Raw genomic sequence first — 20,440 nt, forward strand, 5'->3', positions numbered from 1 at the left:
ACTCGACTACGGTGCGAGCCGATTCTTCCTATTTTTCATGTGCTCGTTATAGTATTTGAAGGTGAGGGGACACCACTCCTCGGCGATATCGAGGACGGTTTCGGTCATCTCCCGTATCTCCCACTGAGCGTCCGCAGCCGCCCGCATGTCCGCGACGTGCATGAGCATCCTCGGATTCATCGACATGACCATATTCACCTTCGTTCCGATGGGGAGGACGAACCGAGCGTCTTCCGGTGGAACACCGAGGTCGAGCAGTTCCTGATATGCTTCGACCGATTCTCTGACCGACGATTCGAACACCTCCTCGCGCTTTTCGACGGTTTCTTCGTCTACTGCACCGACCTGTTGATTTCGACCGATCCAGTCCGGGTCGGTTATCGAAGGCGGAATCACTATCATCTCACCGCGACCGACGTCGTCGGGGTCGATGTCGTCGAAGGAGACGTATCTCATGCTCTGGACATCGAAACTTACGTGTCTGTGTCGCGTTATTTGAGCCATACAGGAGCGACTAATCCCTTTTACTGCGAAGATAGCCTTCGGATGTTCGAATGGCCCGAAGTGTCCGTGACTGAGAAGGTGACTGATGAGGGTATACCGTTTTTCTTCGGTCGTATCACCGTCGATTGTTTCCATAATCTCCTCGAAACTCTTCTCTCCGACCCAGTCGTTCATATAATCGTTGCGCGCGGCAGTACAGATGGCTTCTTCCGGATTCTCGGTCGCATCCAGCAGCGTGACTTCCATAGGTGAGACGACTAGCGTCACACTATAAAAAGTCTCACCAGACGGCTCCTCCGAGTAACGACACCCACAAATCACCCGCGCGCCTATCCCCGACCATGATAACGAACATCGCGCGCGGCGTGCAGGCGTTCACGAGCAACGCCTTCCTCGTGGAGGGCGACCGGACCGTCCTCGTCGACGCCGGCGCGAACTTCGACGCCGTGGCGGAGATTCGCGAGCGGACGGACGACCTCGACGCGGTCGTCCTCACTCACACCCATCCCGATCACGTCGGCAATCTCGACGCGGTCAAAGACGCGTGCGACGTGAGCGCGTGGGGGTTCGACGCCGACCAGCCCGGCGTGGACGAACCCATCGCGGACGAGGGGACGGTCCGAATCGGCGACCACGGCTACGTCGCACTCCACACGCCGGGACACAAGAACGACCACCTCTGTTTCTACTCGGCGGGCGCGAGCGTCCTGTTCGCGGGCGACCTCGTCTTCCAGAACGGCGGGTTCGGCCGGACCGACCTCGAAGAGGGCGACCGCCGGCAGTTGATAGCGAGCATCGACCGACTGGAGGACCGCATCGACGAGCGCCTCGAGGAGATGTACGTCGGCCACGGCCCGACCGTGACGACCGACCCGTACCACGACGTCGAACTGGCGGCCCGCGCGGCCCGGATGGGGTGAGTCGCGGGACGAACTCGTCAGACCGAGGCGACCGCGTTCCCGACAGCGCGGCGTTGCACGCCCCGTAGACCCGATTTCGGTCCGGGGCCAAGCTTGATACTGTTGGCCCTACAACGTCTACGCGACTATGAATTGCAGAGTTGTCGTGGAAGCCGCAGTCCCGGTCTACGACGTGGAGACGCCCGACGAGGCGGTTCGGATCGCCATCTCCAAGACCGGCGAGTTGCTCAACCCGGACCTCAACTACGTCGAGATCAACATGGGCGAGCGGTCGTGCCCCCACTGCGGGGAGGCGCTCGACCCGGCGTTCATCGCGGCCGACGAGAGCCTGGTCGCGCTGGAGCTGGAGATGACGGTGTTCAACGTCGAGCGCGAGGAGCACGCCTCCCGCATCGCGCGCAAGGAGATCGGCCAGCGGCTCGAAAACATCCCGCTCACCGTCCTCGAAGTCGAGGTCGTCGAGGAGGAAGACGACGAGGAGTCGGACTCCGAGCCGGGCGAGACCGACCGAACGGAGACCGAGGCCGAGACCGACGACGACGAGGTCCTTCCCGAGTTCGAGGACCTCATCGAGTGACCCGGCGACCGCGGACGTGCGAGGCCGGGCCCGACGCGGGCTCGGACCCGCCGGACGAATCGGTCGCCGGTCGGACGGGCTCCCACGCGATTCGTAGTCCACGGCGTTGGTCGGGGGTTTCCACGGGCGTCGCTTTGTCGAGCGTGTCGTTTCCAGCGAGCAGGGCGACGCGGCGAAAACACGTACGGGAGGAAGCGAAAGCAGGGAGTACGAGAGCGGTCGCTACCGGGTTCGGTATGTCGACAGGAAGCGTCGCGTCGCCTTTCAGTCGGCCTTGGCGGCGACTTTCTCGTCCGCCTCGACCTCGGCCATCTCGGATGTGATCGATTTCGCCATGGCAAAGACTGCGGTCTTGTGGTCCGTCTTGGATTTATGAATCGACGTTGGTCGTACGCCGAGAGAATCGTAGTCGTCGAGATCGATTTGGGTGTTGTGCTCTTCCTCGTAGTAGTTTCCGACCTCCGCGAGCAGGCCGTGAAGGTGGATGAGTTCCTGCTTCTTCATAACCAAGCGACGCTAACAGTTGCAGGGTTATAGTATTATCTTGAGTCCCGTTAACACGGAGTGTGAATTACTCCTCCCCATGGGAACGTAATGCGGGGGAACGAACCCCTGCCGAGAACTGTGAAACGGTCGCGTTGGGTTCAGCCTACCCGACTCGTAAGCCGTGCTTACCACGGTACGGCGGGGGTTCGCGGCCGCGGTCTGAAAGGATTTTTATCGGTCGCAGGTCCTTTGGACAGCTATGGAGAGCTACGACGACCACCTCGACAGAGCGCTCGACGAGACCCCGGACATCGAGGGGAGCGACGACCGGTTCGAGGTTCCGGACGCCGAGGTCCGACAGGAGGGCAACGTCACCGTCTACGAGAACTTCCAGGACGCGCTCGCCGAGTTGGGCCGCGACGGGGACCACGTCCTGAAGTTCCTCCAGAACGAGCTGGGGACCAGCGCCCACATCGACGAGAGCGGGCGCGCCCGCCTGACCGGCGAGTTCGGTCGCGACCGAATCGAGGACGCCCTGGCGGACTACGCCGACGAGTTCGTCCTCTGTCCGGAGTGTGGTCTCCCGGACACGCAACTCGAACGCGAACAGGGCGCGGTGTTGTTGCGGTGCGAGGCCTGCGGCGCTCGCTCGGCCACCTCGGGATAGCTACGCGAACTGCTTGAGCGTCTCGAGGTCCCGCTCGGTCCGCGTGAACTCGGCCGTCCGGCGGACCACACCGCACTGCGGACAGGTGAACTCCTCGTCGTGGGTCGGCAGGTCGTCCGGCGACGACTCCCAGTCTTTGTCGCACTCGGGACAGACCAGCCGCACGTACGTTTCGTTCATGCGTTCGTCAATGGGCGTGGCTGGTAGAAAAAAGTTGCCGCGAGACGGGCCGACTCGGGGCACGGACATGGGAAACCGTGGCGGTCTGGCCTGACCGGGCCCGACCGGAAGCCGGGCGACGCCCGGGGAAAACCGGACGGACGTATCGTTTCCCGGAAATCTACCAACAGTTAAGGCCCACCCATACCATCGTTGGCCCATGGACGGAACACCGCAGGAGATCACGACGCTCGTCGGACGGGAGGTGTACTCCAACAGCGGCGTCTTCGTCGGCGAAATCGAAGACGTCCGCCTGAACGTGGACGCCGTCGCGGTCACGGGGCTCGCGCTCGGCGAACTCAACCGCGAACTGTTCTCGGAGGTCGTCGACCACGACGACGGCGTACTCGTCCCGTACCGCTGGGTGCGGGCGGTCGGCGACGTCGTGCTCATCAACGATACCATCGAGCGCCTCCAGCAACCCGGAGCCGACGGCGACGAAAAGGCCGCGGTGTAGTGCGGTCGGTGTCGTCGAGTAGTTGCAGTGGTGTCGTCGAGTAGTTGCAGTGGTGTCGTCGAGTAGTTGCGGTCACCCGTCGGCTCAAGCGACGCTAGCTTTCCCGCGATTTCGTTTCGCCGTCCGGCTCGGTCCGAGCTAGCTACTGCCGAAGCCAATGAGGTACCGCAACCGCAACGCACTGCAACCGCACAGCACCGCCACCGCGACCGCACAGCGGGAGCCTCACGCCTCCCCAGCCTCGGGGCGCACGAGCGCGCCCCTCCCTCGCGCGTTGCGTGCGGCCACGAGGGCCGCACGGCGCGCGCCGAGCGGAACGGTCGCGTGCCGCGAACTCCAGTCCGAGTCGGTAGTCGGGGGGATAGAACGGTCCGAAGTCGACAATTGAAGACGTCAGCACGGCGGTTCGGGGTTCAGCTCCCGTTGGAGCTCTCGCCGCTCTCGACGCCCATCGCGTCGAACAGCTTCCGCTTGACGGCCTCCTCGGTCAGCGACAGCAGGGTGTCGCGGTTGTCGTCGGTGGTCTCGATGCCGGTGAAGATGCCCAGCGGAATCTCGACGCTGGCCTGGGTCGAGTGGCCCGCCGCTTCGCCGATGTCGGCGAAAGCGTCCTGGAGCACCTTGCCGATGTTCATCCGGATGTCCTTCGAGCGGGCCGCCAGATAGATGGTCTCCTCGGCGATGCCGAACACGGCCGTCGTCGTGATGCCCTCCAGGTTCAGCAGGTGGGAGGCGGCCTGGGTCAGCGCGTCGCGGTCCCTGATGAACCCCGCGTTGCTCACGAGGTGGCTCCCCTGGACCTCGCGGTTGGTGATGGCTTCGGCCAGCACGTCGAGCGTCTCGGGGCTCATCGAGGGCGACTCGACCTGTTCGAGCGTGTCGTGGTTGGCGAACGGGTAGAGGTACGCCGCCGCGGTCAGGTCCGCCGGCGTGGTGTCGCGCTTGAAATCCAGCGTCTCGGCGCGGATACCGTACAGCAGCGCGGTAGCGACCTCCTCCGAGACGTTGAGGTCGAACTCCTGGACGTACTTCGTGAGGATGGTCGAGGTCGAACTCACGCTCGGCCGGACGTCCACGAAGTCCGCTTCGTACTCCTCGTCGGGCTCGAAGTGGTCGACGAGCACGTTCACCGGCCGGTCGAAGTTGGCCTCGGTCGCCTTGGCGTGGTCGACCAGCGCGATGGTGTCGTAGGCCTCGACGTCGGCGTCGTCGTACGGCAGGAGTTCGATGCCGAGCAGGTTGACGAACGCCCGGTTCTCCTGGTGGCCGATGTCGCCGATGTAGAGGATGTCGGCCTCGACGCCGAGGTTCTCGGCGATGGCCTGTAAGGCGACCGCGCTGGCGATGGAGTCGGGGTCGGGGTTGTCGTGGGTGACGACCGCGAGCTTCTGGTCGGTGGCCTCGATGACTTCGGCGAGCTGCTGGGCCTTGTACTCGAGCTCGCCGGTTTCGAGCGCCCGGAGCGCCGAGTCCGCGATGACGGTCGAGGGGTTTATCACTACGTCCGCGCCGAGTTCGGTCAACTCGTCCTCGGAGACGGGGTCGCTGGCGCGCACGACGATGAACTGCTCGCCGTCGTTGTCGCGGATGTTCTCGACCGCCTGCTTGTTGGCCTCGACGTCCGACGAGAGGATGAGCACGACCTCGTTGTCGGCGACGGTGTCGTAGATGTCGTCCTCGCGGATGTCGGCGGTCTGGGCGTTGAGGTCCTGGTCGCGCAGCGCCTCCACGCGGTCGGCGTCCCGGTCGATGATGAGGACGTCCTTGTCCTGTGCTACCAGTTCCTCGGCGACCGCGTGTCCGACGCTCCCGCAGCCCAGAATAGCGTAGTCGGACATCGAGGAGATGGTAATCCCGGCGCTCATGATACTGTGGCGTAACTCCGGACCACACTTAACGTTCCCGGAGCGTGGCCGTGACGCCGCTTGCGAGCGATTACTCGGCCATCGCGTCCGCGCGAACGGACTCACCGCCGACCGATTCGCCGACGGGACCGTTCGACTTACGGGAACGGATGCCCCCGGTGAGTCAGGTCGTCGTCCGCGAGCGCGGGATGGTTCTTCGGCGGTAACGCGGGCGGACAGAGCGCCACGAGTTCGGGGACGTACCAGCGGGCGACCCGCAGTCCCGCGTCCCGGACGCCGGGCGTCGTGAGGTCGAACGCCACCGGGGTCGCGCCGGCCGCGTCGAATGCATCGAGACAGGCGTCCAGTTCCGCCCGCGAGTCCTCGAACTCCCGGTCGTCGCGCCGAGGCACCACCTCTCGGTCGCCCTCGAAGTAGACCGAAACTTCCTCGAAGTGCTCGGGGGAGGCGTAGTATTTGAAGTTCTCCTCGAGGTTCATCACGCCGGGCGACTCGACCTCGGGGACCCCCTCGTAGGCCACTGTGGTCTGTATCGACCGGACGCCCTGCGCGGCCTCGACCAGCGCGTCCCGGGCCGCGCTCGCGAAGTCGAGGTCGGCCGACGCGGCCAGCACGAACTTGGGCGTGCGGTCGCGCTCGTCGACGTACGTCACGCCGAGCGTGTGGAGGTCGTGGTCGGTCTCGAACCGGCAGAGCCGGTACGTCGCGAAGTCGTTCTCGAACGCCCGTCGTTGCTCGCGCAGTTCGGGCCACTCGTCGAGCGCGAGTCGCGTCGGCGGCTCCTGTCGGTACCACGACCGCATCACTGCGTCGCGTTCGACCGTCTCGTAGGCCGCGCCGACCAGTGCCGACGGCAGGTCGGGGCCGCAGGCCAGCCCGTTCGACGTCGAGAAGAAGTACGGGTCGCCGTCGGTCGTATCGCCGAGGCCGACCAGCGGCGAGGGGACGAAGACCTCCTCGCCGTCGAGCAGGTTCGTCCCCGCGACCCACCGTATCTCGGTCCTCCTGTCGAACGGCCCGAGCCCGCGCTCGCGGAGGTCGGCGGCGTCGAACGGGGTGAGGTACTCGAAGTCGACGACGTCGGTCTCGCCCGCCGCCAGTTCCTCGTAGGTCGCCTCGGTGGTCCGGTGGGCGTGGACGGTGGTCGGCCAGAACGCGCAGTACCGCTCGGTGAACTCGCCGACCGCCGTCACAAGCGCCTCCGTGCTGGTGTGTCCCTTCCCGCCCGCCGCCGGGTCGGGGTCCTCCTCGCGGTCCTGCGGGAGCGACCGACCGATGGCCGCCGCGTCGACGTCGACGTTCAGCGTCGGATCGCCGTCGCGACCCGACGGGTCGAAGGTCACGTCGGAGACCAGTCCCGTGCGGTCGCCAAGCAGTCGCTCGACGTCGGCGGTTCGCGAGCGCCTTCGCGCGCGGAGATTAATCGTCGTCACCTCGATTGGGATTTCCCGCCGCGTGCTCCCGGTTTCGGTCCTGCACCATCGCGTCGAGACCGAGGTGTCGGCCCTGGTCGACGCCGTCCGAGGACGGGCCGCAGACCGAGCAGCGCGGCATCCGGAGGACGTCGTCGGCCCCGACCGACAGGTCCGCGAAGTCGTAGTGAACCACGCGCCCGACCGTGAACCCGAAGCCGCTGGACAGCTGGTTGACCAGTTCGAGTTCGAGACAGCCCGCGACGACGTGGGCGAATCCGGGGAGGTTGGGGCCGGGCGCGCGCCCGGCGTCGCCCGCGACCGCCTCGTACGCGCGGTAGCCCTCGGGTGCCTCGACGTTGGCGTAGCGTCGTCGTCTGAAACACTCGTAGCAGGGCGTCTCCCCCGGCAGTATCGTCGGGCCGACCACGCCGTCGAGCCCCGCTATCTGTCCGAGCAAAAGCGGCGTTTCGATATCGTGGACGAGTCGATTGAGCCGCGCGAGCGCGTCGGGTCGCTGGCGGTCGGCGGCGTGGACGACGAGGTCGGCCGCCTCGATTGCGTCCGGGAGTTCTCCGCGTTCGAGCGAGACCACCTCGTCGTGACTCGCCCGGGCGCTCGAGGTATCGCCGAGGCCGAGGAATCGGACGTCCTCGATGCCCATCTCGACCGCGTCGGCCGCGAGGATGGTCGCCGGACGACCCGACCCCACCAGCGTCACCGTCGACGACGCGACTCGCTCCATCGCGTCCGCGGAGAACTGGTCGGTGGCACGGAGGTAGCCGGTGACGTCCTCGCGCTCGAGAGCACGCTCCCCCGCGTAGAGGAGTCCCTCGTCCTGAAGCACGTAGATGACCTCCAGCACGTCCCGTCGGTCCGCCTCGTCGAAGGCGTCGAGTATCTCCTCGACCGCGTTCGTGCCGTCGAGCATGGCGACGAGGTCCGCGAGCATCCCGTCCTCGTCGTCGTCGGTGAGGTCGAAGACCGTCCCGCTCCACGGTCCCGCCCTGAAGTGGACGTCGTCGGGCGAGAGTCGGACCGGGACGAGCGACGGGTCGATTTTGGGGAACGCCACGAGCGCCTCGCGGAGCGAATCGCTCATGGCGCGCTCACCGCCTCGTCCGCGGGGTGACCGACGCCGACGGCGTAGACCACCGCCTCGTCGACCCCGTCGACGTCGAGCAGCGCGTTCATCTTGCGGTCGTCGAACGCCGCCGCCGGGACGCCGCCGAGTCCCAGCGCCTCGGCCGCGAGCAGGAGGTTCTGGGCGAGGTGGCCCGACTCCTGAAGCACGTACCGGTAGCCCCGGGGACCGTACTTCGACTTGCTGCGCCAGAACGCGCCGGTCATCACGAACACGACCGGCGCGTCGGCGAGATTCAGCTGGTCGCTGGTGACCAGCGCGTCCTCGAACGCCTCGGAAAACCCGTCGTCGCCCGTGCGCAGGCGTCGAAGGCCGTGTTCGGCGACGCTGTAGTAGTACAGTCCCGACTCGACGCCGTCGACGTCCAGCACGACCGGGTACAGTTCGACGGGGTAGAGTCCGCCGCCGGACGGATAGGTCCGAAGCGCCTTCTCGTTGCCCGCCGCGTCCGTCACGGTGCCCGAAACGCCACAGCCGTACCGCAGGAGAGCCGACAGGGTCGAGAGCGAGACCGGGGCGTCCGCGTAGCGACGCACGCTTCTGCGCTGGTCGAGCACGTCGAACGCGTCCGCCGACTCGACGCCGGGGTCCTCGGGGAGTTCCACCAGCTCCGACCCGCGATAGTCCTGCTCGATGTTCGCGAGGACGTAGCTCAGACCCTCCTCGGCCAGCTTCGCGGTCGACCCCGACTGGCGGCGGTCGTGGACCGGCCCGCCCTTGGTGTTCTCGTGAAATATCTCCGCCACGTCTCCCGGTTCGAACTCGCGGCGGCCTAACTGCTCGAAGTAGCTCCCCTCGGGCCACAGGTCCTCCCCGCGCAGTTCGGCCCCCTGTACGTGGAGGTCCCTGACGTTCCCGAACGCTTCGGCGCTCAAATCCATCTCACGTCGTACAATAAATCAACCCTACATCAATTTTTCTTTGGTAGTTTTGATAATCGCATGTATAGGTAAGAGATTTATTCTAACTTGCAAACACACATCCATACATTCGAAACTGTCGAGATATAATCCCAGAATATTCTATTAGTAAACTAAAGTAAATTTTATAACTCTCGTATAGGTATGAAGGAGTGGTTCACACCATGAATGTGAATGTCAGCCGTTCCGGTGAGCAGAAGAAAGGTGAGAAGAAACTAGACAAGGTCGCCTGCTGTATCGGCTTCTGCGTCGGCAACGGGTAACGACGACGGCCGTTTTTCCGTCGGTTCCGAGGACGAACAGACGACGATAGAAAGAGAAACGTATTTAGGTCGGACCCAACTACTTCCGAGTGCGTTGGGCCGGTAGCTCAGTTAGGGAGAGCGTCTGACTCTTAATCAGACGGTCAGGGGTTCAAATCCCTTCCGGCCCGTGATTTTGCCGCGAGTAACTCGGCGAGCAACTCCCGCCCTCGTCTCGACGGCGAGGAAGACTCGACGCCAGTGGGACGTGAAGGCGACGAGTCCCGTACCTTCATTGGGTCGCTCGGCCAATCCCGTGCCATGACCGACCTGATGGACACGTACATCGAGAATCGCCACCTCATCCAGCCCAACCACACCAACAACCTCGACACCGCCCACGGCGGGAACGTGATGAAGTGGATGGACGTCGACGGCGCGCTGTCGGCGATGCGGTTCGCGGGCGAGACCTGCGTCACCGCCCGGATGGACCAGGTCGACTTCGTCCAGCCGATTCCGGTTGGAAACACCGCGGTCGTCCGGGCGTACGTCTACGAGGCGGGCCGAACCAGCGTCCGGGTCCGGCTCAAGGCGTTCCGGGAGAACCCCAGGACCGGCGACCGGGAACTGACCACCGAATCGTTCTTCGTCTACGTCGCCATCGACGACGACCGCGACCCGGTCGAGGTGCCCGACCTCACCGTCGACAGCGAGCGCGGCGAGCGACTCCGAGCCGAAGCGCTCGACGGCGAACAGTCGGTCCCGAATCGCGAGTGAGCGTCCGGTTCGGGGAGGCTCGCGGTCGTCGCTCGAACTCCTCACTCCACTGGCATTTCTTTCGTCATCGACAACGGTAAAAAGGGATAGCGTGTAACGCGAACGATGAGCGATTCAGCCGAGTTGGGCGCGGGCGACGGCGAGGGGAGCGTTCGCCTCGTCGGGACCGCCCACGTCTCCGCCGACAGCGTCGATGAAGTCCGGGAGGTCGTCGACGCCGAGCGCCCCGACGTGGTCGCGGTCGAACTCGACGAGGGCCGCTACCGCCAGATGCAGGGCGAGGTGGCCGACGACCTCGAACCCGCCGACCTGCTCGAAGGCAACACCGTCTTCCAGTTTCTGGCCTACTGGATGCTGTCGTACGTCCAGGCCCGGATGGGCGAGCAGTTCGACATCGAACCCGGCGCGGACATGCAGGCGGCCATCGAGGCCGCCGAGGGCGTCGGCAGCGAGGTAGCGCTGGTCGACCGGGACATCCAGACCACCATCCAGCGGTTCTGGGCCCGGATGACGCTGCCCGAGAAGCTCCGGATGGTCGGGAGTCTGGCGCTGGGGGTGACCGACCCGGTCACCATCGGGGTCGCCGGCGGGGCCGTCGTCGGGACGATGCTCGCGCTGTTGTTCGGCGTGTTCGTCGCGCCGACGATCGGCCTCGGGGGCGTGCTGACGTTCGGGGCCGGGGCGGTCGCCCTGCAGACGGTCGGCGGACTGGTCGGCGGCGCGCTGGTCGGCGGCGCGGTCGGAGCGCTGTTCCTCGCCGGCGTCGTCACGCCGCGAATCGACCTCGCGGCCGGCGGCGGGCTCGCGGTCGGCGCGCTCGCGGGCGTCGCGGTCGGCCTTCGGGGCGGGCTCGCGCCGGTCGTCGACGCCGCGACGCTGGCGGCGCTGGGCGACCTCGTGTTGCGGTCGCTGGTGGCCGTGGCGGGCGGTATCGGCGTCGGCGCGGCGCTGGGATTCCTCGTCGGCCTCGGCATCGACGCGGTGACCGCCGACGAGGACGAACTCGACGAGGAGTTCGACATCGCCGAACTGACCGACGGAGACGTGGTGAGCGCGATGATGGAGGAGTTCCGCCAGTTCTCGCCGGGCGGGGCCGAGGCCCTCATCGACGAGCGCGACGCCTTCATCGCCCACCGGCTGGTCGCGCTCCGGAAGGCGGGCCACGACGTCGTCGCGGTGGTCGGCGCGGGCCACCGGGCCGGCATCGAGAGCTATCTGGAGGCTCCCGAGACGCTCCCGCCGATGGAGAGTCTGGTCGGGACCGAGTCGGGGAGCCGGTTCTCGCTGTTCAAGATATTCGGCTATCTGATCGCGGTCGCCTTCCTCGCGTTCTTCTTCCTGCTGTTCATGGCGGGCGTCCAGAACGCGTTCCTGCTGGAGGTGTTCGCGGCGTGGTTCCTGTTCAACGGGGTCTTCGCGTTCGGGCTGGCCAAGCTGGCCGGCGCACACTGGACGTCGGCGGGCGTCGGCGGCGCGGTGGCGTGGCTCACCAGCGTCAACCCGCTGCTCGCGCCGGGGTGGTTCGCGGGCTACGTCGAACTCAAGTACAGTTCGGTCAACGTGGGCGACATCGCCGAGCTCAACCAGATTCTGAGCGACGAGGAGAGCCCGATTCCGGACCTCCTCGCCCGGATGCTCGACGTGCCCCTGTTCCGGCTCATCGCCATCGTCGCGATGACCAACGTCGGGAGCATGGTCGCCAGCTTCGCGTTCCCGTTCGTCGTCTTGCCCCTTCTGGGCTCGCAGATCGGCGGCGTGAACGCCATCGGTGACCTGATGATAGAGGGCGCGCGAAACAGCGCGGATCTCATCGCGAACGCGCTCACATGAACGTCCGGTTCAGCCAGCGCGAACTCCTCGATTTGGCCGTGGCGTGGCTCGCGCTCGGGGTCGCGTTCGCGCTCTTTTTCGGCGGCGGCGGCCGAGCGCTCCTCGCTCGGCCCGACGCCCTGCTCGGGCTCCTGCCCACGAGTCTCCTCACGGCGGGGCTGGGATTCCTGCTCCACGAACTCGCCCACAAGGTCGCCGCCGTCCGGTTCGGCCAGCTCGCGGAGTTCCGGGCCGACTACGGCATGTTGTTCCTCGCGGTCGCGGGCGCGCTGGCGGGCTTCCTGTTCGCCGCGCCCGGCGCGGTGTACCATCGCGGCCGGGCCACGCTCCGGGAGAACGGCCTCATCGCGGTGGCCGGGCCGCTGACCAACGTCGCGCTCGGCCTGCTGTTCGTCGCGCTGGAACTGCTTTCGGGCGGAACGCTCGCCAGCGTGGCGTCGCTGGGCGTCCGCATCAACTTCCTGCTCGCGGGGTTCAACATGATTCCGTTCGGTCCCCTCGACGGTAACACCGTCGAGGAGTGGTCGACCACCGCGTTCCTCGGGGTCGGACTCCCCTGTTTCGGGCTGGCCGCGTGGGCGCTCTTTGGGTTCTCGTTGCCCTGAGCGTGCGTCGGTGGTCGGCTCGCGGGCCTCGCTCGCCAGCGGTCTCGACGACTTCGACCCCGTAGGACCGAAGACGGACGTCTCGCGGCCGGGACCGGCGACTCGCTCGCAATCGTCGTCTCGCTGGCCGCGAGCGACCGAACGGCGGCGCGGCTCCGGGCGGTCGAAAACCGGGGAGAAGGGGATTCGATTACTCCTCTTCGGGCTCGCTCTCGGTGCCGTCGTCGAGCAAGTCGAACTCGGCGAGGTACTCCTGGGTCTCGTCGTTCGTGAGTTCGAGGAACTGCTCGGACTCGACGTCGACGGTCGCCAGTCCGACGCCCTCGGGCGTGAGGTCGCCGTCGTTGACGGAGGCGAGCGCGCTGAGCGCGAGTTCGAGGCCGCCGTCGAGGTCGGCGGTCTCCTCGTAGTTGTCCTCGAGGTACTCCTGGAGTTCGCCCCGGTCGGCACCCACGGCGATGGCCTTCCACTCGTAGGGCGTCCCCGACGGGTCCGTCTCGTAGAGGCGGGGCTCGCCGTCCTCGATGCCGCCGATGAGGAGCGCGACGCCGAACGGTCGCGCGCCGCCGACCTGCGTGTACTGCTGGATGTGGTCGGTTATCTCCTTGGTCAGCGTCTCGACGCCGACGGGCTCGCCGTAGCGCAGGCGGTTGACCTGCGACTGCTCGCGGGCGAAGTCGATGAGCTGTCGGGCGTCGGCGACGTGGCCCGCCGAGGCGATGCCGATGTGGTCGTCGGCCTTGTGTATCTTCTCGACGCTCGACTCCTCCATCAGGGTCGAGCGGGGCCGCTTGTCCACCGCGAGGACGACGCCGCCTTCGGTTCGGACGCCGATGCTCGCCGTGCCGCGCTTGACGGCTTCGCGGGCGTATTCGACCTGATAGAGCCGTCCGTCCGGAGAGAAGATGGTGATTCCCCGGTCGTAGGCTTGCTGTTGGGATTGTCCCTGCATAGTATCACTCGAAATCGAGTTCCGTCGTCCCCGCGAACGCGCCGTCGGTGCGGACGTCGACGAGCCCGTCCCGCTCGACGGCCGACCGCCGCGCGTCCCCGAACACGACTTTTCTCTCGCCCGGATTTTGGCTTCCTCCGCGTAAATACTTTTCTTCACAGGCACGGACCGTACCGCTTATACCGCTGACGCGAACGCCGACCGGAGCGTCGCCGATCTCGTCCACGCAGGCCAGTGCGGCCCGCGCGTCGTCGGTGCATCCGCGCCGGGCCCGCACGATGGCCTCGCCCGTCCCGTCGGCGAACTCGAACTGGAGGACGGTCAGGTCGGCGTCCGCGCTCCCGGCGTCGCCCAGCAGGTTCTGGGCCGCGAACCAGAGGCTGCGCTGGAAGTCGCGTCGGTCCAGGTCGGCGTCGGGCCACGCCTCGATGGCGACCGCGAGGTAGCGCCGGCGCGGCCGGAGGTGCTTGGGCAGGTGTTTCATCTCGGTAGCTCCCGGGTCGTTGTCCCGGAATCGGCTTGAATGGTGCGTTTCGGTCGCATCTACCGTCGGTGGAGGTCGGAGAGGAGATAGAGGCTACAGCCGACGACCACCGTTCCGACCCCCGCGAATCCCGCCGCCGCGACCCCCGACGCCGCGAGTGCGAACTGGAGCAGTTGGAGACCGACCAGCACCGCGAACGCAGCCAACACCGTCCAGACCACAAGCGACAGCAGCGAGCGTCCCGCGTCGACCGTCCCCTCCCGGACGGCCGCGCGAACCTGTCGTTCGGTGAGGTCGTCGGTATCGCCCATGGGAGGCATGTAGACCGTCCGACCACTACAACCTTGCCCTCGGGAGCCCGGAACCGACGTTACAGCTCCAGCCCGCGAATCGCCACCGCGTCGCCGTCCCGAACCTCGCCGACGAGTCGCCCGTCGGTCGCGTCGGCCAGCGATTCGGCCTCCTCCTCGGGCAGGGCCACCACGAACCCCGTGCCCATGTTGAACGTCCGGTGCATCTCCGCGTCGTCGACGTCGCCCGCTCGCTGGACGAACTCGAACACCGGCTGGGCGTCGAACGGGTCGGTAATCTCGTAGCGGAACGCGCCCATCCGCGAGAGGTTGGTCCACCCGCCGCCCGTGACGTGGGCCGCCGCGTGGACCTCGCGCTCGCGCAGAGAATCGAGCAGGTAGGTGTAGATGCGCGTCGGTTCGAGCAGGACCTCGCCGATGGTGCGGTCGGGATTGGGGGGGAACGGGTCGTCGTACTCGTACTCGCGCGTGACCGCTTCGCGCGCGAGCGTGAGACCGTTCGAGTGGATGCCGCTGGACGGGAACCCGACCAACGCGTCGCCGACCTCGGCCTCGCCGGGGAAGACGGCGTCTTTCGGAGCCAGCCCGGCGCACGCGCCGGCGAGGTCCAGCCCCTCGATGACTTCGGGCATCACGGCGGTCTCGCCGCCCACCAGCGCGAGGCCCGCTCGCTCGGCCCCCTCGGCGAGTCCCTCGCCGACCTGCTCGGAGAAGGTCTCGCTGGGCTCGTCGACCGCAAGGTAGTCGACGAACGCGACTGGTTCGACCCCGGCGGCGACGAGGTCGTTGGCGTTCATCGCGATGCAGTCGATGCCCACCGTCGAGTAGTCGCCGAGCGCCTCGGCCACCAGCAGTTTGGTCCCCACGCCGTCGGTCGCGAGCGCGAGGTAGCGGTCGCCGATGTCGACCAAGCCGGCGTACTCGGAGTCGTCTATCTCCCCGACAGCGCCGACCAGCGCGGCAGTCGCGGCCTCGCTGGCCTCGACGTCCACCCCGGCGTCGGCGTAGGTGAGTTCCGCGTCGTCGCTCATGGTCGAGTCCGGGCGGCCCGCGAGTAAAGTTCCACCGCTTGCGTTCGGGCGAGACGCTCACCCGTCGAGGACGCCCACGCGCTCGGCCCGGTAGCCGAACACGTCCTCGTAGCCGTCGGCCGACAGCAACACCGGGTAGAACGACTCCTCGGCGACCACGGGCCGGTCGTCGGCGGCTGCGAACGCCTCGCCGGCCGCGACCTCCTCGAAGTTGGCGGCGAACACCTCGTACTCGTCGGCGGCCGCCTTCGGAACCGGCGGGCCGAGACGGTAGACCACCACCTCGTCGGTGGTCGAGCGGGGCGTGACCGCGGGGTCCTCGCCCACCACGTCGGTCGCTCGGAGGAATCCTCGAATCAGCTCGACCCCGTTGTCGGCCGCGCGGTCCGAACCCTGCAGTCCGCACTCGACTTCGAGGACGTCGGGGGACGCGATGAGCCGCCCGTGGCTCTGTTCGCCGGTCTCGACCAGCACGGACACCGACAGGAACGGACAGACCGACCGCGCGAGGTCGCCGACCCGGTCGACGAGCGCGAACGGCTCCGCGTACGACCGGGTCGAGTGCAGCGACAGGACGGTGCAGTCGCGTATCTCGGCGACGAGTTCGGCCGCCAGCCGCCCCTCGTGGGTGTCGGCGTCGGGGTCGCCCGGGAACGCCCGGTTGAGGTCCTCGTCGACGTACCGGACGCCCCGGTCGAGCGCGCGCTCGTTGGCCACGACGAACTTCACCGGACGGTCGACCGCCGGCGGGTCCTCGAGCAGTCGCTCCATCGCGCGGACGCCGCAGGGCTCGTCGCCGTGAATCGCCGCGACCACGGCCACTCGGGGCCGGCCGTCGCCGAGTTGCTCGACTCGCATTCGAAACATAGCGGGAAATCCGAGGCCTTGAGGATTTCGACTCTACTCGCCGACGGCCTCGCAGAGCCGCCGGACCGTCGCTTCGAGCGCGCGGCCCGCGTCGGTCGCGGCCACGAGGTCGCCCTCCTGGTCGTAGGACGCGAGGCCCGCGCTCGTCAGCTTCGGGACGTGGGTGTGGTACAGCGACAGGTAGACGTCGAGGACCGCGTCGGGGTCGATCTCCGGCAGCGACCGGCCGCGCTCGGCCACCGCGACCTCGTCGGCCAGGTCCGGCAGCGACAGGTCGCCGTGAGCCAGCAGCGTCCGGAGCGCGCGCCGTCGGCGGGCGTCCGACAGCACCCCGAACAGGACGTCGAGCTCGACCGGCGGGTCGGCGGCCGCGACCGCCGCGCGGACCGGCTCGAACGCGGCGTCCGGCCCCGGCCGGACCAGTTCCCGGTCGGCGTCGTAGGCCACCAGCCCCACGTCGGCGAGTTTCGGCAGGTAGGTGTGGTGGAGGCGCGCCCGCACCCGGCCGTCGTCGCCGGGCAGTCGGGAGACGAGCGCGTCGACGGAGAGGCCGTCCTCGGCGTCGGCGAGGCAGTCGAGCAGCTGCCGACACCGGTCGCTGGCGAGCGCGTCGAACACGGCGTCGGACCGGGATTCGCACCCGGAGCCGTGCAGTCTCGCGTCGGAACCCGCGTCGAACGTCGAATCGGTCGTCGTCATGTCGTCCTCCGTGCGGTGGCTCGCGCGGTCGGCGGGACCACTCGCTCGATAGATGGACGGGCTATCTATATAAGTTGTCGATTCCGATTGATTACGTGTGCGTCCGACGAGATAAACTACGGCTCCGAGCGTGGGCGCTCACTCCAGCGATTCCGCGTACTCGAAGTCGAACTCGTCGGCGACCGGACGGCGGCCGTCGAGCTCGATTCGCCAGTCCGCGAGGGCATCCGGGTCCTCCAGCGCGTCCGCGAGCGTCGCCCGCACGTCGCGGACGCTCACGCCGTAGTAGTCGTCGGGGACGTCCCGGAGGTACCGGCGCGCGGTCTCGAACAGGCTCCGCATCCCGCCGTCGTCCTCGAAGTCGAAGTGCTTGTACGCGCCAGCCGCGACCTGCACCATCCCGTGGCAGAAGGCGCTCTCGGTCGTCCCGCTCCCGTAGTTGTACCACTCGTCCTCGAAGCAGTCGTGGGCGTCGTGGAACTCGCCGGCGTTGTACAGCGCCACGCCGTGGACCACCGCGCGCCGGAGCGTCCCGTGCTCCCAGCCGTTCGACGCGCCCCGCGTGGGTCGCCAGCCGGTCGGGTCGCCGGTCGTCGGCGGCGCGACGGCGTCGTCCCGCGTGTGGTCGTCCATCGGTCGGGAGTCGTCGCCCGGCCGGATAAACCGGACGGATGCGGCGTCCGGCCGGGGCCCCGAGGGGCGTCCACTCGAACCGCACTCGGTGGCTTTAGGCCCCTCCGGTCGCTACTCGGGACCACATGACCGACTCGCACCCTCGCGAGGGTCGCCGCCGGGACCCCGACGCCCTGCTCCGGCGCGCGGGCGTCCGAGGGGACCCCGACCGCGACCAGCACTTCCTCGTGGACGACCGGGTGCTCGACCGCTTGCCGGGGTACCTCCCGACCGACGCCGACCGCTCGCACGTCCTCGAGATCGGCCCCGGGACCGGCGCGCTGACCGACCGACTGCTCGGAGTGGCCGACCGCGTGACCGCAGTCGAGCGCGACCCGGACCTCGCTGCGTTCCTGCGCGGGGAGTTCGCCGACGAGATTGCAGCCGACCGACTGACCGTACTCGAGGGCGACGCGCTCGACGTCGAGTTCCCCGAGTTCACCGCCTCGGTCTCGAACCTGCCGTACGGCGTCTCCAGCGAGCTCGCGTTCCGGCTCCTGCCGCGCGGGCGACCGCTGGTGTTGATGTTCCAGCGGGAGTTCGCCGACCGGATGGCGGCCGACCCTGCGACCGACGACTACGGTCGGCTCTCGGTGAGCGCCCAGCACTACGCCGACGTCGAGGTGGTCGAACCCGTCCCGAAAGAGGCGTTCTCGCCGCCGCCGCCGGTCGAGAGCGCGGTCGTCCGAACGACGCCACGGACCCCCGACTACGAGGTCGACGACGAGGCGTTCTTCCTCGGGTTCGTCAAGGCCGTGTTCACCCAGCGTCGGAAGACCGTCCGGAACGCCGTCCGGAACACCGCCCACATCTCGGGGCTGGACGACGCCGACGCGGTCGTCGACGCCGTCGCCGAGGGCCGGACGGACGTCGACCCGGACGTGCTGGGCCGGCGCGCCGGTGACCTCCCGCCCGAGACGTTCGCGGGGCTGGCGAGCGCGGCGGCCGAGTACGGCCTCGGAGGTGAGTCCGGGTGAGCGCCGGGACGTTCGCCGGTCTGGTCGACCGACTGGCGGGGTTCACGGCGACCGACCTGCGACTGGCCGTGACGGCGCTCGTCGTGCTCGTCATCGGCGGCGGGGTCGTCGCCGCTCGCTACGGCCGCCGCCGCCTCCGCGAGCGATTCCCCGACAACGTCGCGAACGTGGCCTACGCCGGCGCGGTCGGACTCGTCATGCTCGGCGCGACGTTCGCGCTCCTCGTTCTCTGGGGCGTCGACGGCGATGTCGCCCGGACGCTCGCCGAGTTCAACGGCGTCATCGAACAGGGGTTCACGGTTCTCGTGGCGCTGCTCGTACTCGGGGGCGCGTACGTGGCCAACGGAGCCGTCGGGCGGGCCATCGACAGAATCGTCGAGGACCACGACACCATCACCGAACACCAGAGCGAGATCGTCTACCGCGTCTCGCAGGTGACGGTGTACGTCATCGCGCTGGCCATCATCCTCGGGATGTGGGACGTGGACCTCAGCGGCCTGCTGGTCGGGGCCGGGTTCCTCGGCATCGTGGTCGGTATGGCCGCCCGTCAGACGCTGGGGTCGCTGCTCGCGGGATTCGTGCTGATGTTCTCCCGGCCGTTCGAGATCGGCGACTGGGTCGAAATCGCCGACGAGGAGGGAATCGTCACGGACATCTCGGTCGTCAACACCCGAATCCAGACGTTCGACGGCGAGTACGTGATGATTCCCAACGACATCGTGAGCGGGCGGAAGATACTCAACAAGAGCCGCAAGGGCCGGCTCCGCATCGAGGTCGAGGTCGGCGTCGACTACGAGGCCGACGTCGAGGCCGCGGCCGAACTCGCCAAGGACGCGACCAAGGACCTCGACGAGATAATGAAGGTCCCGGCACCCAAGGTCGTCGTCAAGCAGTTCGGCGACTCCTCGATACTTCTCGGTCTTCGCGTCTGGATCGACAAGCCCAGCGCTCGGCGGCGGTGGCGCGCCCGCACCGCCGTCATCCAAGCCGTCAAGACCGCGTTCGACCGCGAGGGCGTCAAGATACCGTTCCCGCAGCGGGAACTCGCCGGGCGCGAGGAGTCGGGCGGCTTCCGGTTAGCCGACGAACCGGTCGCACGAACGGCGACCGCCGACGGCGGGCTCTCGGAGGGCGACGAGGTGGGCAGCGAGTGACCGACCTCGCCGACCGCCGGGACGCCGAGACCGAGGTCTACCAGCCCGCCGAGGACTCGGGCCTGCTCGCCGACGCCGCGATAGCCGACCTGCATGGGGACGCCACGGCCGACCTCGTACTGGAGGTCGGCACCGGGTCGGGCTACGTCGCCGAGCGGGTCGCCGAGGAGACCGGCGCGCGCGTCCTCGGCTCGGACGTGAATCCCCACGCTTGCGAGCAGGCCAGCCAGCGGGGGGTAGAAACGGTCAGAGCCGACCTCCTCGACCCTTTCCGTGAGGGGGCCTTCGACGCCGTCCTGTTCAACCCGCCCTACCTGCCGACCGACCCGGGCACCGAGCGCGACGACTGGATGGCGGTCGCACTGTCGGGCGGCGAGGACGGTCGTGCGGTCGTCGAACCCTTCCTCGCCGAAGTGAGCCGCGTACTGGCCGAGGACGGCGTCGTCTACCTGCTGGTCAGCAGCCTCGCGGGCGTCGACGAGGTGGCCGAGCGCGCCGGCTCGGAGGGGTTCGCGGCGGTCGCGCTCCGCGACGAGTCGTTCCCCTTCGAGACGCTGACCGTGCTGAAGCTGGTTCGCTGACCGGGGCGGGCCCGGCGGAGTCGGCGACCGCCCGCGAGCGACGAGTGTGGCGTGGTACCACGGGCCTATGATTGAAGGTTATTTCCT

24 protein-coding genes and 1 tRNA gene are annotated in these 20,440 nt (G+C 67.7%); 11 read left to right on the top strand and 14 right to left on the bottom strand.

Annotated features, from left to right (window positions below; all coding sequences use genetic code 11):
* Positions 1-6 precede the first annotated feature (6 nt).
* On the bottom strand, positions 7-750 hold the full coding sequence (gene thyX, locus EPL03_RS07945; RefSeq protein WP_135828815.1) for an FAD-dependent thymidylate synthase: 744 nt from the start codon (positions 748-750) through the stop codon (positions 7-9).
* Positions 751-845: 95 nt separating this feature from the next.
* On the opposite strand from thyX, the gene EPL03_RS07950 reads away from it, so the two are divergent.
* Positions 846-1,424, top strand: coding sequence for an MBL fold metallo-hydrolase (locus EPL03_RS07950; protein WP_135828816.1), 579 nt, complete (start codon positions 846-848; stop codon positions 1,422-1,424).
* Positions 1,425-1,551: 127 nt separating this feature from the next.
* A complete protein-coding gene (locus EPL03_RS07955; RefSeq protein ID WP_135828817.1) occupies positions 1,552-2,001 on the top strand; it encodes a DUF555 domain-containing protein in 450 nt (149 codons plus the stop codon).
* Between the two features lie 264 nt (positions 2,002-2,265).
* Here EPL03_RS07955 and EPL03_RS07960 read toward each other — a convergent pair whose 3' ends face one another.
* Positions 2,266-2,505, bottom strand: a complete 240-nt coding sequence (locus EPL03_RS07960) for a UPF0058 family protein (protein ID WP_135828818.1) — start codon at positions 2,503-2,505, stop codon at positions 2,266-2,268.
* Positions 2,506-2,746: 241 nt separating this feature from the next.
* On the opposite strand from EPL03_RS07960, the gene EPL03_RS07965 reads away from it, so the two are divergent.
* On the top strand, positions 2,747-3,154 hold the full coding sequence (locus tag EPL03_RS07965) for a translation initiation factor IF-2 subunit beta (RefSeq protein WP_135828819.1): 408 nt from the start codon (positions 2,747-2,749) through the stop codon (positions 3,152-3,154).
* On the opposite strand, the gene EPL03_RS07970 is transcribed toward EPL03_RS07965, so the two are convergent.
* Complete coding sequence (locus EPL03_RS07970; RefSeq protein WP_135828820.1) at positions 3,155-3,334, bottom strand: DUF7836 family putative zinc-binding protein; 180 nt, start codon at positions 3,332-3,334, stop codon at positions 3,155-3,157. It lies immediately after the preceding gene.
* A gap of 199 nt (positions 3,335-3,533) precedes the next feature.
* Here EPL03_RS07970 and EPL03_RS07975 point away from each other — a divergent pair, with 199 nt between their 5' ends.
* Entirely contained in the window at positions 3,534-3,830 is a 297-nt protein-coding gene (locus tag EPL03_RS07975; RefSeq protein WP_135828821.1) for a PRC-barrel domain-containing protein, read from the top strand.
* A gap of 413 nt (positions 3,831-4,243) precedes the next feature.
* On the opposite strand, the gene EPL03_RS07980 is transcribed toward EPL03_RS07975, so the two are convergent.
* From EPL03_RS07980 to EPL03_RS07995, 4 genes are all read right to left on the bottom strand, one after another.
* The gene (locus EPL03_RS07980) at positions 4,244-5,695 is read right to left on the bottom strand and encodes a DHH family phosphoesterase (protein ID WP_135828822.1); all 1,452 of its coding nucleotides are present in this window, start codon (positions 5,693-5,695) and stop codon (positions 4,244-4,246) included.
* 137 nt (positions 5,696-5,832) lie between these two features.
* Complete coding sequence (locus tag EPL03_RS07985) at positions 5,833-7,128, bottom strand: YcaO-like family protein (RefSeq protein WP_168216211.1); 1,296 nt, start codon at positions 7,126-7,128, stop codon at positions 5,833-5,835.
* Positions 7,115-8,209 carry a TOMM precursor leader peptide-binding protein gene (locus tag EPL03_RS07990; protein WP_135828824.1) on the bottom strand — a complete coding sequence of 365 codons (1,095 nt, stop codon included), beginning with the start codon at positions 8,207-8,209 and terminating at the stop codon, positions 7,115-7,117. The genes EPL03_RS07985 and EPL03_RS07990 overlap by 14 nt, the downstream gene beginning before the upstream one ends.
* A complete protein-coding gene (locus EPL03_RS07995) occupies positions 8,206-9,132 on the bottom strand; it encodes a SagB/ThcOx family dehydrogenase (protein ID WP_135828825.1) in 927 nt (308 codons plus the stop codon). The genes EPL03_RS07990 and EPL03_RS07995 overlap by 4 nt, the downstream gene beginning before the upstream one ends.
* 398 nt (positions 9,133-9,530) lie before the next feature.
* Between EPL03_RS07995 and EPL03_RS08000 the strand changes: the two genes are divergently transcribed.
* From EPL03_RS08000 to EPL03_RS08015, 4 genes are all read left to right on the top strand, one after another.
* Positions 9,531-9,604 (top strand) — tRNA-Lys (locus tag EPL03_RS08000).
* 130 nt (positions 9,605-9,734) lie between these two features.
* Positions 9,735-10,190, top strand: a complete 456-nt coding sequence (locus tag EPL03_RS08005) for an acyl-CoA thioesterase (RefSeq protein ID WP_135828826.1) — start codon at positions 9,735-9,737, stop codon at positions 10,188-10,190.
* A 105-nt stretch (positions 10,191-10,295) separates the two neighbouring features.
* Complete coding sequence (locus EPL03_RS08010; protein WP_135828827.1) at positions 10,296-12,020, top strand: TraB/GumN family protein; 1,725 nt, start codon at positions 10,296-10,298, stop codon at positions 12,018-12,020.
* A complete protein-coding gene (locus tag EPL03_RS08015; RefSeq protein ID WP_135828828.1) occupies positions 12,017-12,625 on the top strand; it encodes a zinc metalloprotease in 609 nt (202 codons plus the stop codon). The genes EPL03_RS08010 and EPL03_RS08015 overlap by 4 nt, the downstream gene beginning before the upstream one ends.
* A 190-nt stretch (positions 12,626-12,815) precedes the next feature.
* Here EPL03_RS08015 and psmA read toward each other — a convergent pair whose 3' ends face one another.
* The 7 genes from psmA to EPL03_RS08050 form a co-directional block, all read right to left on the bottom strand.
* Positions 12,816-13,577 carry an archaeal proteasome endopeptidase complex subunit alpha gene (gene psmA, locus EPL03_RS08020; RefSeq protein WP_135828829.1) on the bottom strand — a complete coding sequence of 254 codons (762 nt, stop codon included), beginning with the start codon at positions 13,575-13,577 and terminating at the stop codon, positions 12,816-12,818.
* Between the two features lie 4 nt (positions 13,578-13,581).
* Positions 13,582-14,061 carry an Rpp14/Pop5 family protein gene (locus EPL03_RS08025; protein ID WP_135828830.1) on the bottom strand — a complete coding sequence of 160 codons (480 nt, stop codon included), beginning with the start codon at positions 14,059-14,061 and terminating at the stop codon, positions 13,582-13,584.
* A gap of 59 nt (positions 14,062-14,120) precedes the next feature.
* Positions 14,121-14,372, bottom strand: a complete 252-nt coding sequence (locus tag EPL03_RS08030) for a hypothetical protein (protein WP_135828831.1) — start codon at positions 14,370-14,372, stop codon at positions 14,121-14,123.
* A gap of 59 nt (positions 14,373-14,431) precedes the next feature.
* Positions 14,432-15,403: a phosphoribosylformylglycinamidine cyclo-ligase gene (purM, locus tag EPL03_RS08035; protein WP_135828832.1), complete on the bottom strand. Its 972-nt coding sequence runs from the start codon at positions 15,401-15,403 to the stop codon at positions 14,432-14,434.
* A gap of 57 nt (positions 15,404-15,460) precedes the next feature.
* On the bottom strand, positions 15,461-16,261 hold the full coding sequence (locus EPL03_RS08040; RefSeq protein ID WP_135828833.1) for a M14 family metallopeptidase: 801 nt from the start codon (positions 16,259-16,261) through the stop codon (positions 15,461-15,463).
* Positions 16,262-16,303: 42 nt separating this feature from the next.
* Positions 16,304-16,969, bottom strand: coding sequence for a DUF7344 domain-containing protein (locus EPL03_RS20315; RefSeq protein ID WP_210424937.1), 666 nt, complete (start codon positions 16,967-16,969; stop codon positions 16,304-16,306).
* A gap of 138 nt (positions 16,970-17,107) precedes the next feature.
* A complete protein-coding gene (locus tag EPL03_RS08050; RefSeq protein WP_135828834.1) occupies positions 17,108-17,602 on the bottom strand; it encodes a DUF309 domain-containing protein in 495 nt (164 codons plus the stop codon).
* 125 nt (positions 17,603-17,727) lie between these two features.
* Here EPL03_RS08050 and EPL03_RS08055 point away from each other — a divergent pair, with 125 nt between their 5' ends.
* The 3 genes from EPL03_RS08055 to EPL03_RS08065 are packed head-to-tail and all read left to right on the top strand — an operon-like array spanning position 17,728 to position 20,353.
* Complete coding sequence (locus EPL03_RS08055; protein WP_135828835.1) at positions 17,728-18,618, top strand: 16S ribosomal RNA methyltransferase A; 891 nt, start codon at positions 17,728-17,730, stop codon at positions 18,616-18,618.
* Positions 18,615-19,772, top strand: coding sequence for a mechanosensitive ion channel family protein (locus tag EPL03_RS08060; RefSeq protein ID WP_244605223.1), 1,158 nt, complete (start codon positions 18,615-18,617; stop codon positions 19,770-19,772). The genes EPL03_RS08055 and EPL03_RS08060 overlap by 4 nt, the downstream gene beginning before the upstream one ends.
* On the top strand, positions 19,769-20,353 hold the full coding sequence (locus tag EPL03_RS08065) for a HemK2/MTQ2 family protein methyltransferase (protein ID WP_135828836.1): 585 nt from the start codon (positions 19,769-19,771) through the stop codon (positions 20,351-20,353). The genes EPL03_RS08060 and EPL03_RS08065 overlap by 4 nt, the downstream gene beginning before the upstream one ends.
* Positions 20,354-20,440 lie beyond the last annotated feature (87 nt).

It is taken from the genome of Halorussus halobius, assembly GCF_004765805.1.
GTDB lineage: Archaea > Halobacteriota > Halobacteria > Halobacteriales > Haladaptataceae > Halorussus > Halorussus halobius.

Bases quoted from the DNA above. Each gene is read 5' to 3' on its own strand.
- thyX (WP_135828815.1), bottom strand. From the start codon at position 750: ATGGAAGTCACGCTGCTGGATGCGACCGAGAATCCGGAAGAAGCCATC.
- EPL03_RS07950 (WP_135828816.1), top strand. From the start codon at position 846: ATGATAACGAACATCGCGCGCGGCGTGCAGGCGTTCACGAGCAACGCC.
- EPL03_RS07955 (WP_135828817.1), top strand. From the start codon at position 1,552: ATGAATTGCAGAGTTGTCGTGGAAGCCGCAGTCCCGGTCTACGACGTG.
- EPL03_RS07960 (WP_135828818.1), bottom strand. From the start codon at position 2,505: ATGAAGAAGCAGGAACTCATCCACCTTCACGGCCTGCTCGCGGAGGTC.
- EPL03_RS07965 (WP_135828819.1), top strand. From the start codon at position 2,747: ATGGAGAGCTACGACGACCACCTCGACAGAGCGCTCGACGAGACCCCG.
- EPL03_RS07970 (WP_135828820.1), bottom strand. From the start codon at position 3,334: ATGAACGAAACGTACGTGCGGCTGGTCTGTCCCGAGTGCGACAAAGAC.
- EPL03_RS07975 (WP_135828821.1), top strand. From the start codon at position 3,534: ATGGACGGAACACCGCAGGAGATCACGACGCTCGTCGGACGGGAGGTG.
- EPL03_RS07980 (WP_135828822.1), bottom strand. From the start codon at position 5,695: ATGAGCGCCGGGATTACCATCTCCTCGATGTCCGACTACGCTATTCTG.
- EPL03_RS07990 (WP_135828824.1), bottom strand. From the start codon at position 8,209: ATGAGCGATTCGCTCCGCGAGGCGCTCGTGGCGTTCCCCAAAATCGAC.
- EPL03_RS07995 (WP_135828825.1), bottom strand. From the start codon at position 9,132: ATGGATTTGAGCGCCGAAGCGTTCGGGAACGTCAGGGACCTCCACGTA.
- EPL03_RS08005 (WP_135828826.1), top strand. From the start codon at position 9,735: ATGACCGACCTGATGGACACGTACATCGAGAATCGCCACCTCATCCAG.
- EPL03_RS08010 (WP_135828827.1), top strand. From the start codon at position 10,296: ATGAGCGATTCAGCCGAGTTGGGCGCGGGCGACGGCGAGGGGAGCGTT.
- EPL03_RS08015 (WP_135828828.1), top strand. From the start codon at position 12,017: ATGAACGTCCGGTTCAGCCAGCGCGAACTCCTCGATTTGGCCGTGGCG.
- psmA (WP_135828829.1), bottom strand. From the start codon at position 13,577: ATGCAGGGACAATCCCAACAGCAAGCCTACGACCGGGGAATCACCATC.
- EPL03_RS08025 (WP_135828830.1), bottom strand. From the start codon at position 14,061: ATGAAACACCTGCCCAAGCACCTCCGGCCGCGCCGGCGCTACCTCGCG.
- EPL03_RS08030 (WP_135828831.1), bottom strand. From the start codon at position 14,372: ATGGGCGATACCGACGACCTCACCGAACGACAGGTTCGCGCGGCCGTC.
- purM (WP_135828832.1), bottom strand. From the start codon at position 15,403: ATGAGCGACGACGCGGAACTCACCTACGCCGACGCCGGGGTGGACGTC.
- EPL03_RS08040 (WP_135828833.1), bottom strand. From the start codon at position 16,261: ATGCGAGTCGAGCAACTCGGCGACGGCCGGCCCCGAGTGGCCGTGGTC.
- EPL03_RS20315 (WP_210424937.1), bottom strand. From the start codon at position 16,969: ATGACGACGACCGATTCGACGTTCGACGCGGGTTCCGACGCGAGACTG.
- EPL03_RS08050 (WP_135828834.1), bottom strand. From the start codon at position 17,602: ATGGACGACCACACGCGGGACGACGCCGTCGCGCCGCCGACGACCGGC.
- EPL03_RS08055 (WP_135828835.1), top strand. From the start codon at position 17,728: ATGACCGACTCGCACCCTCGCGAGGGTCGCCGCCGGGACCCCGACGCC.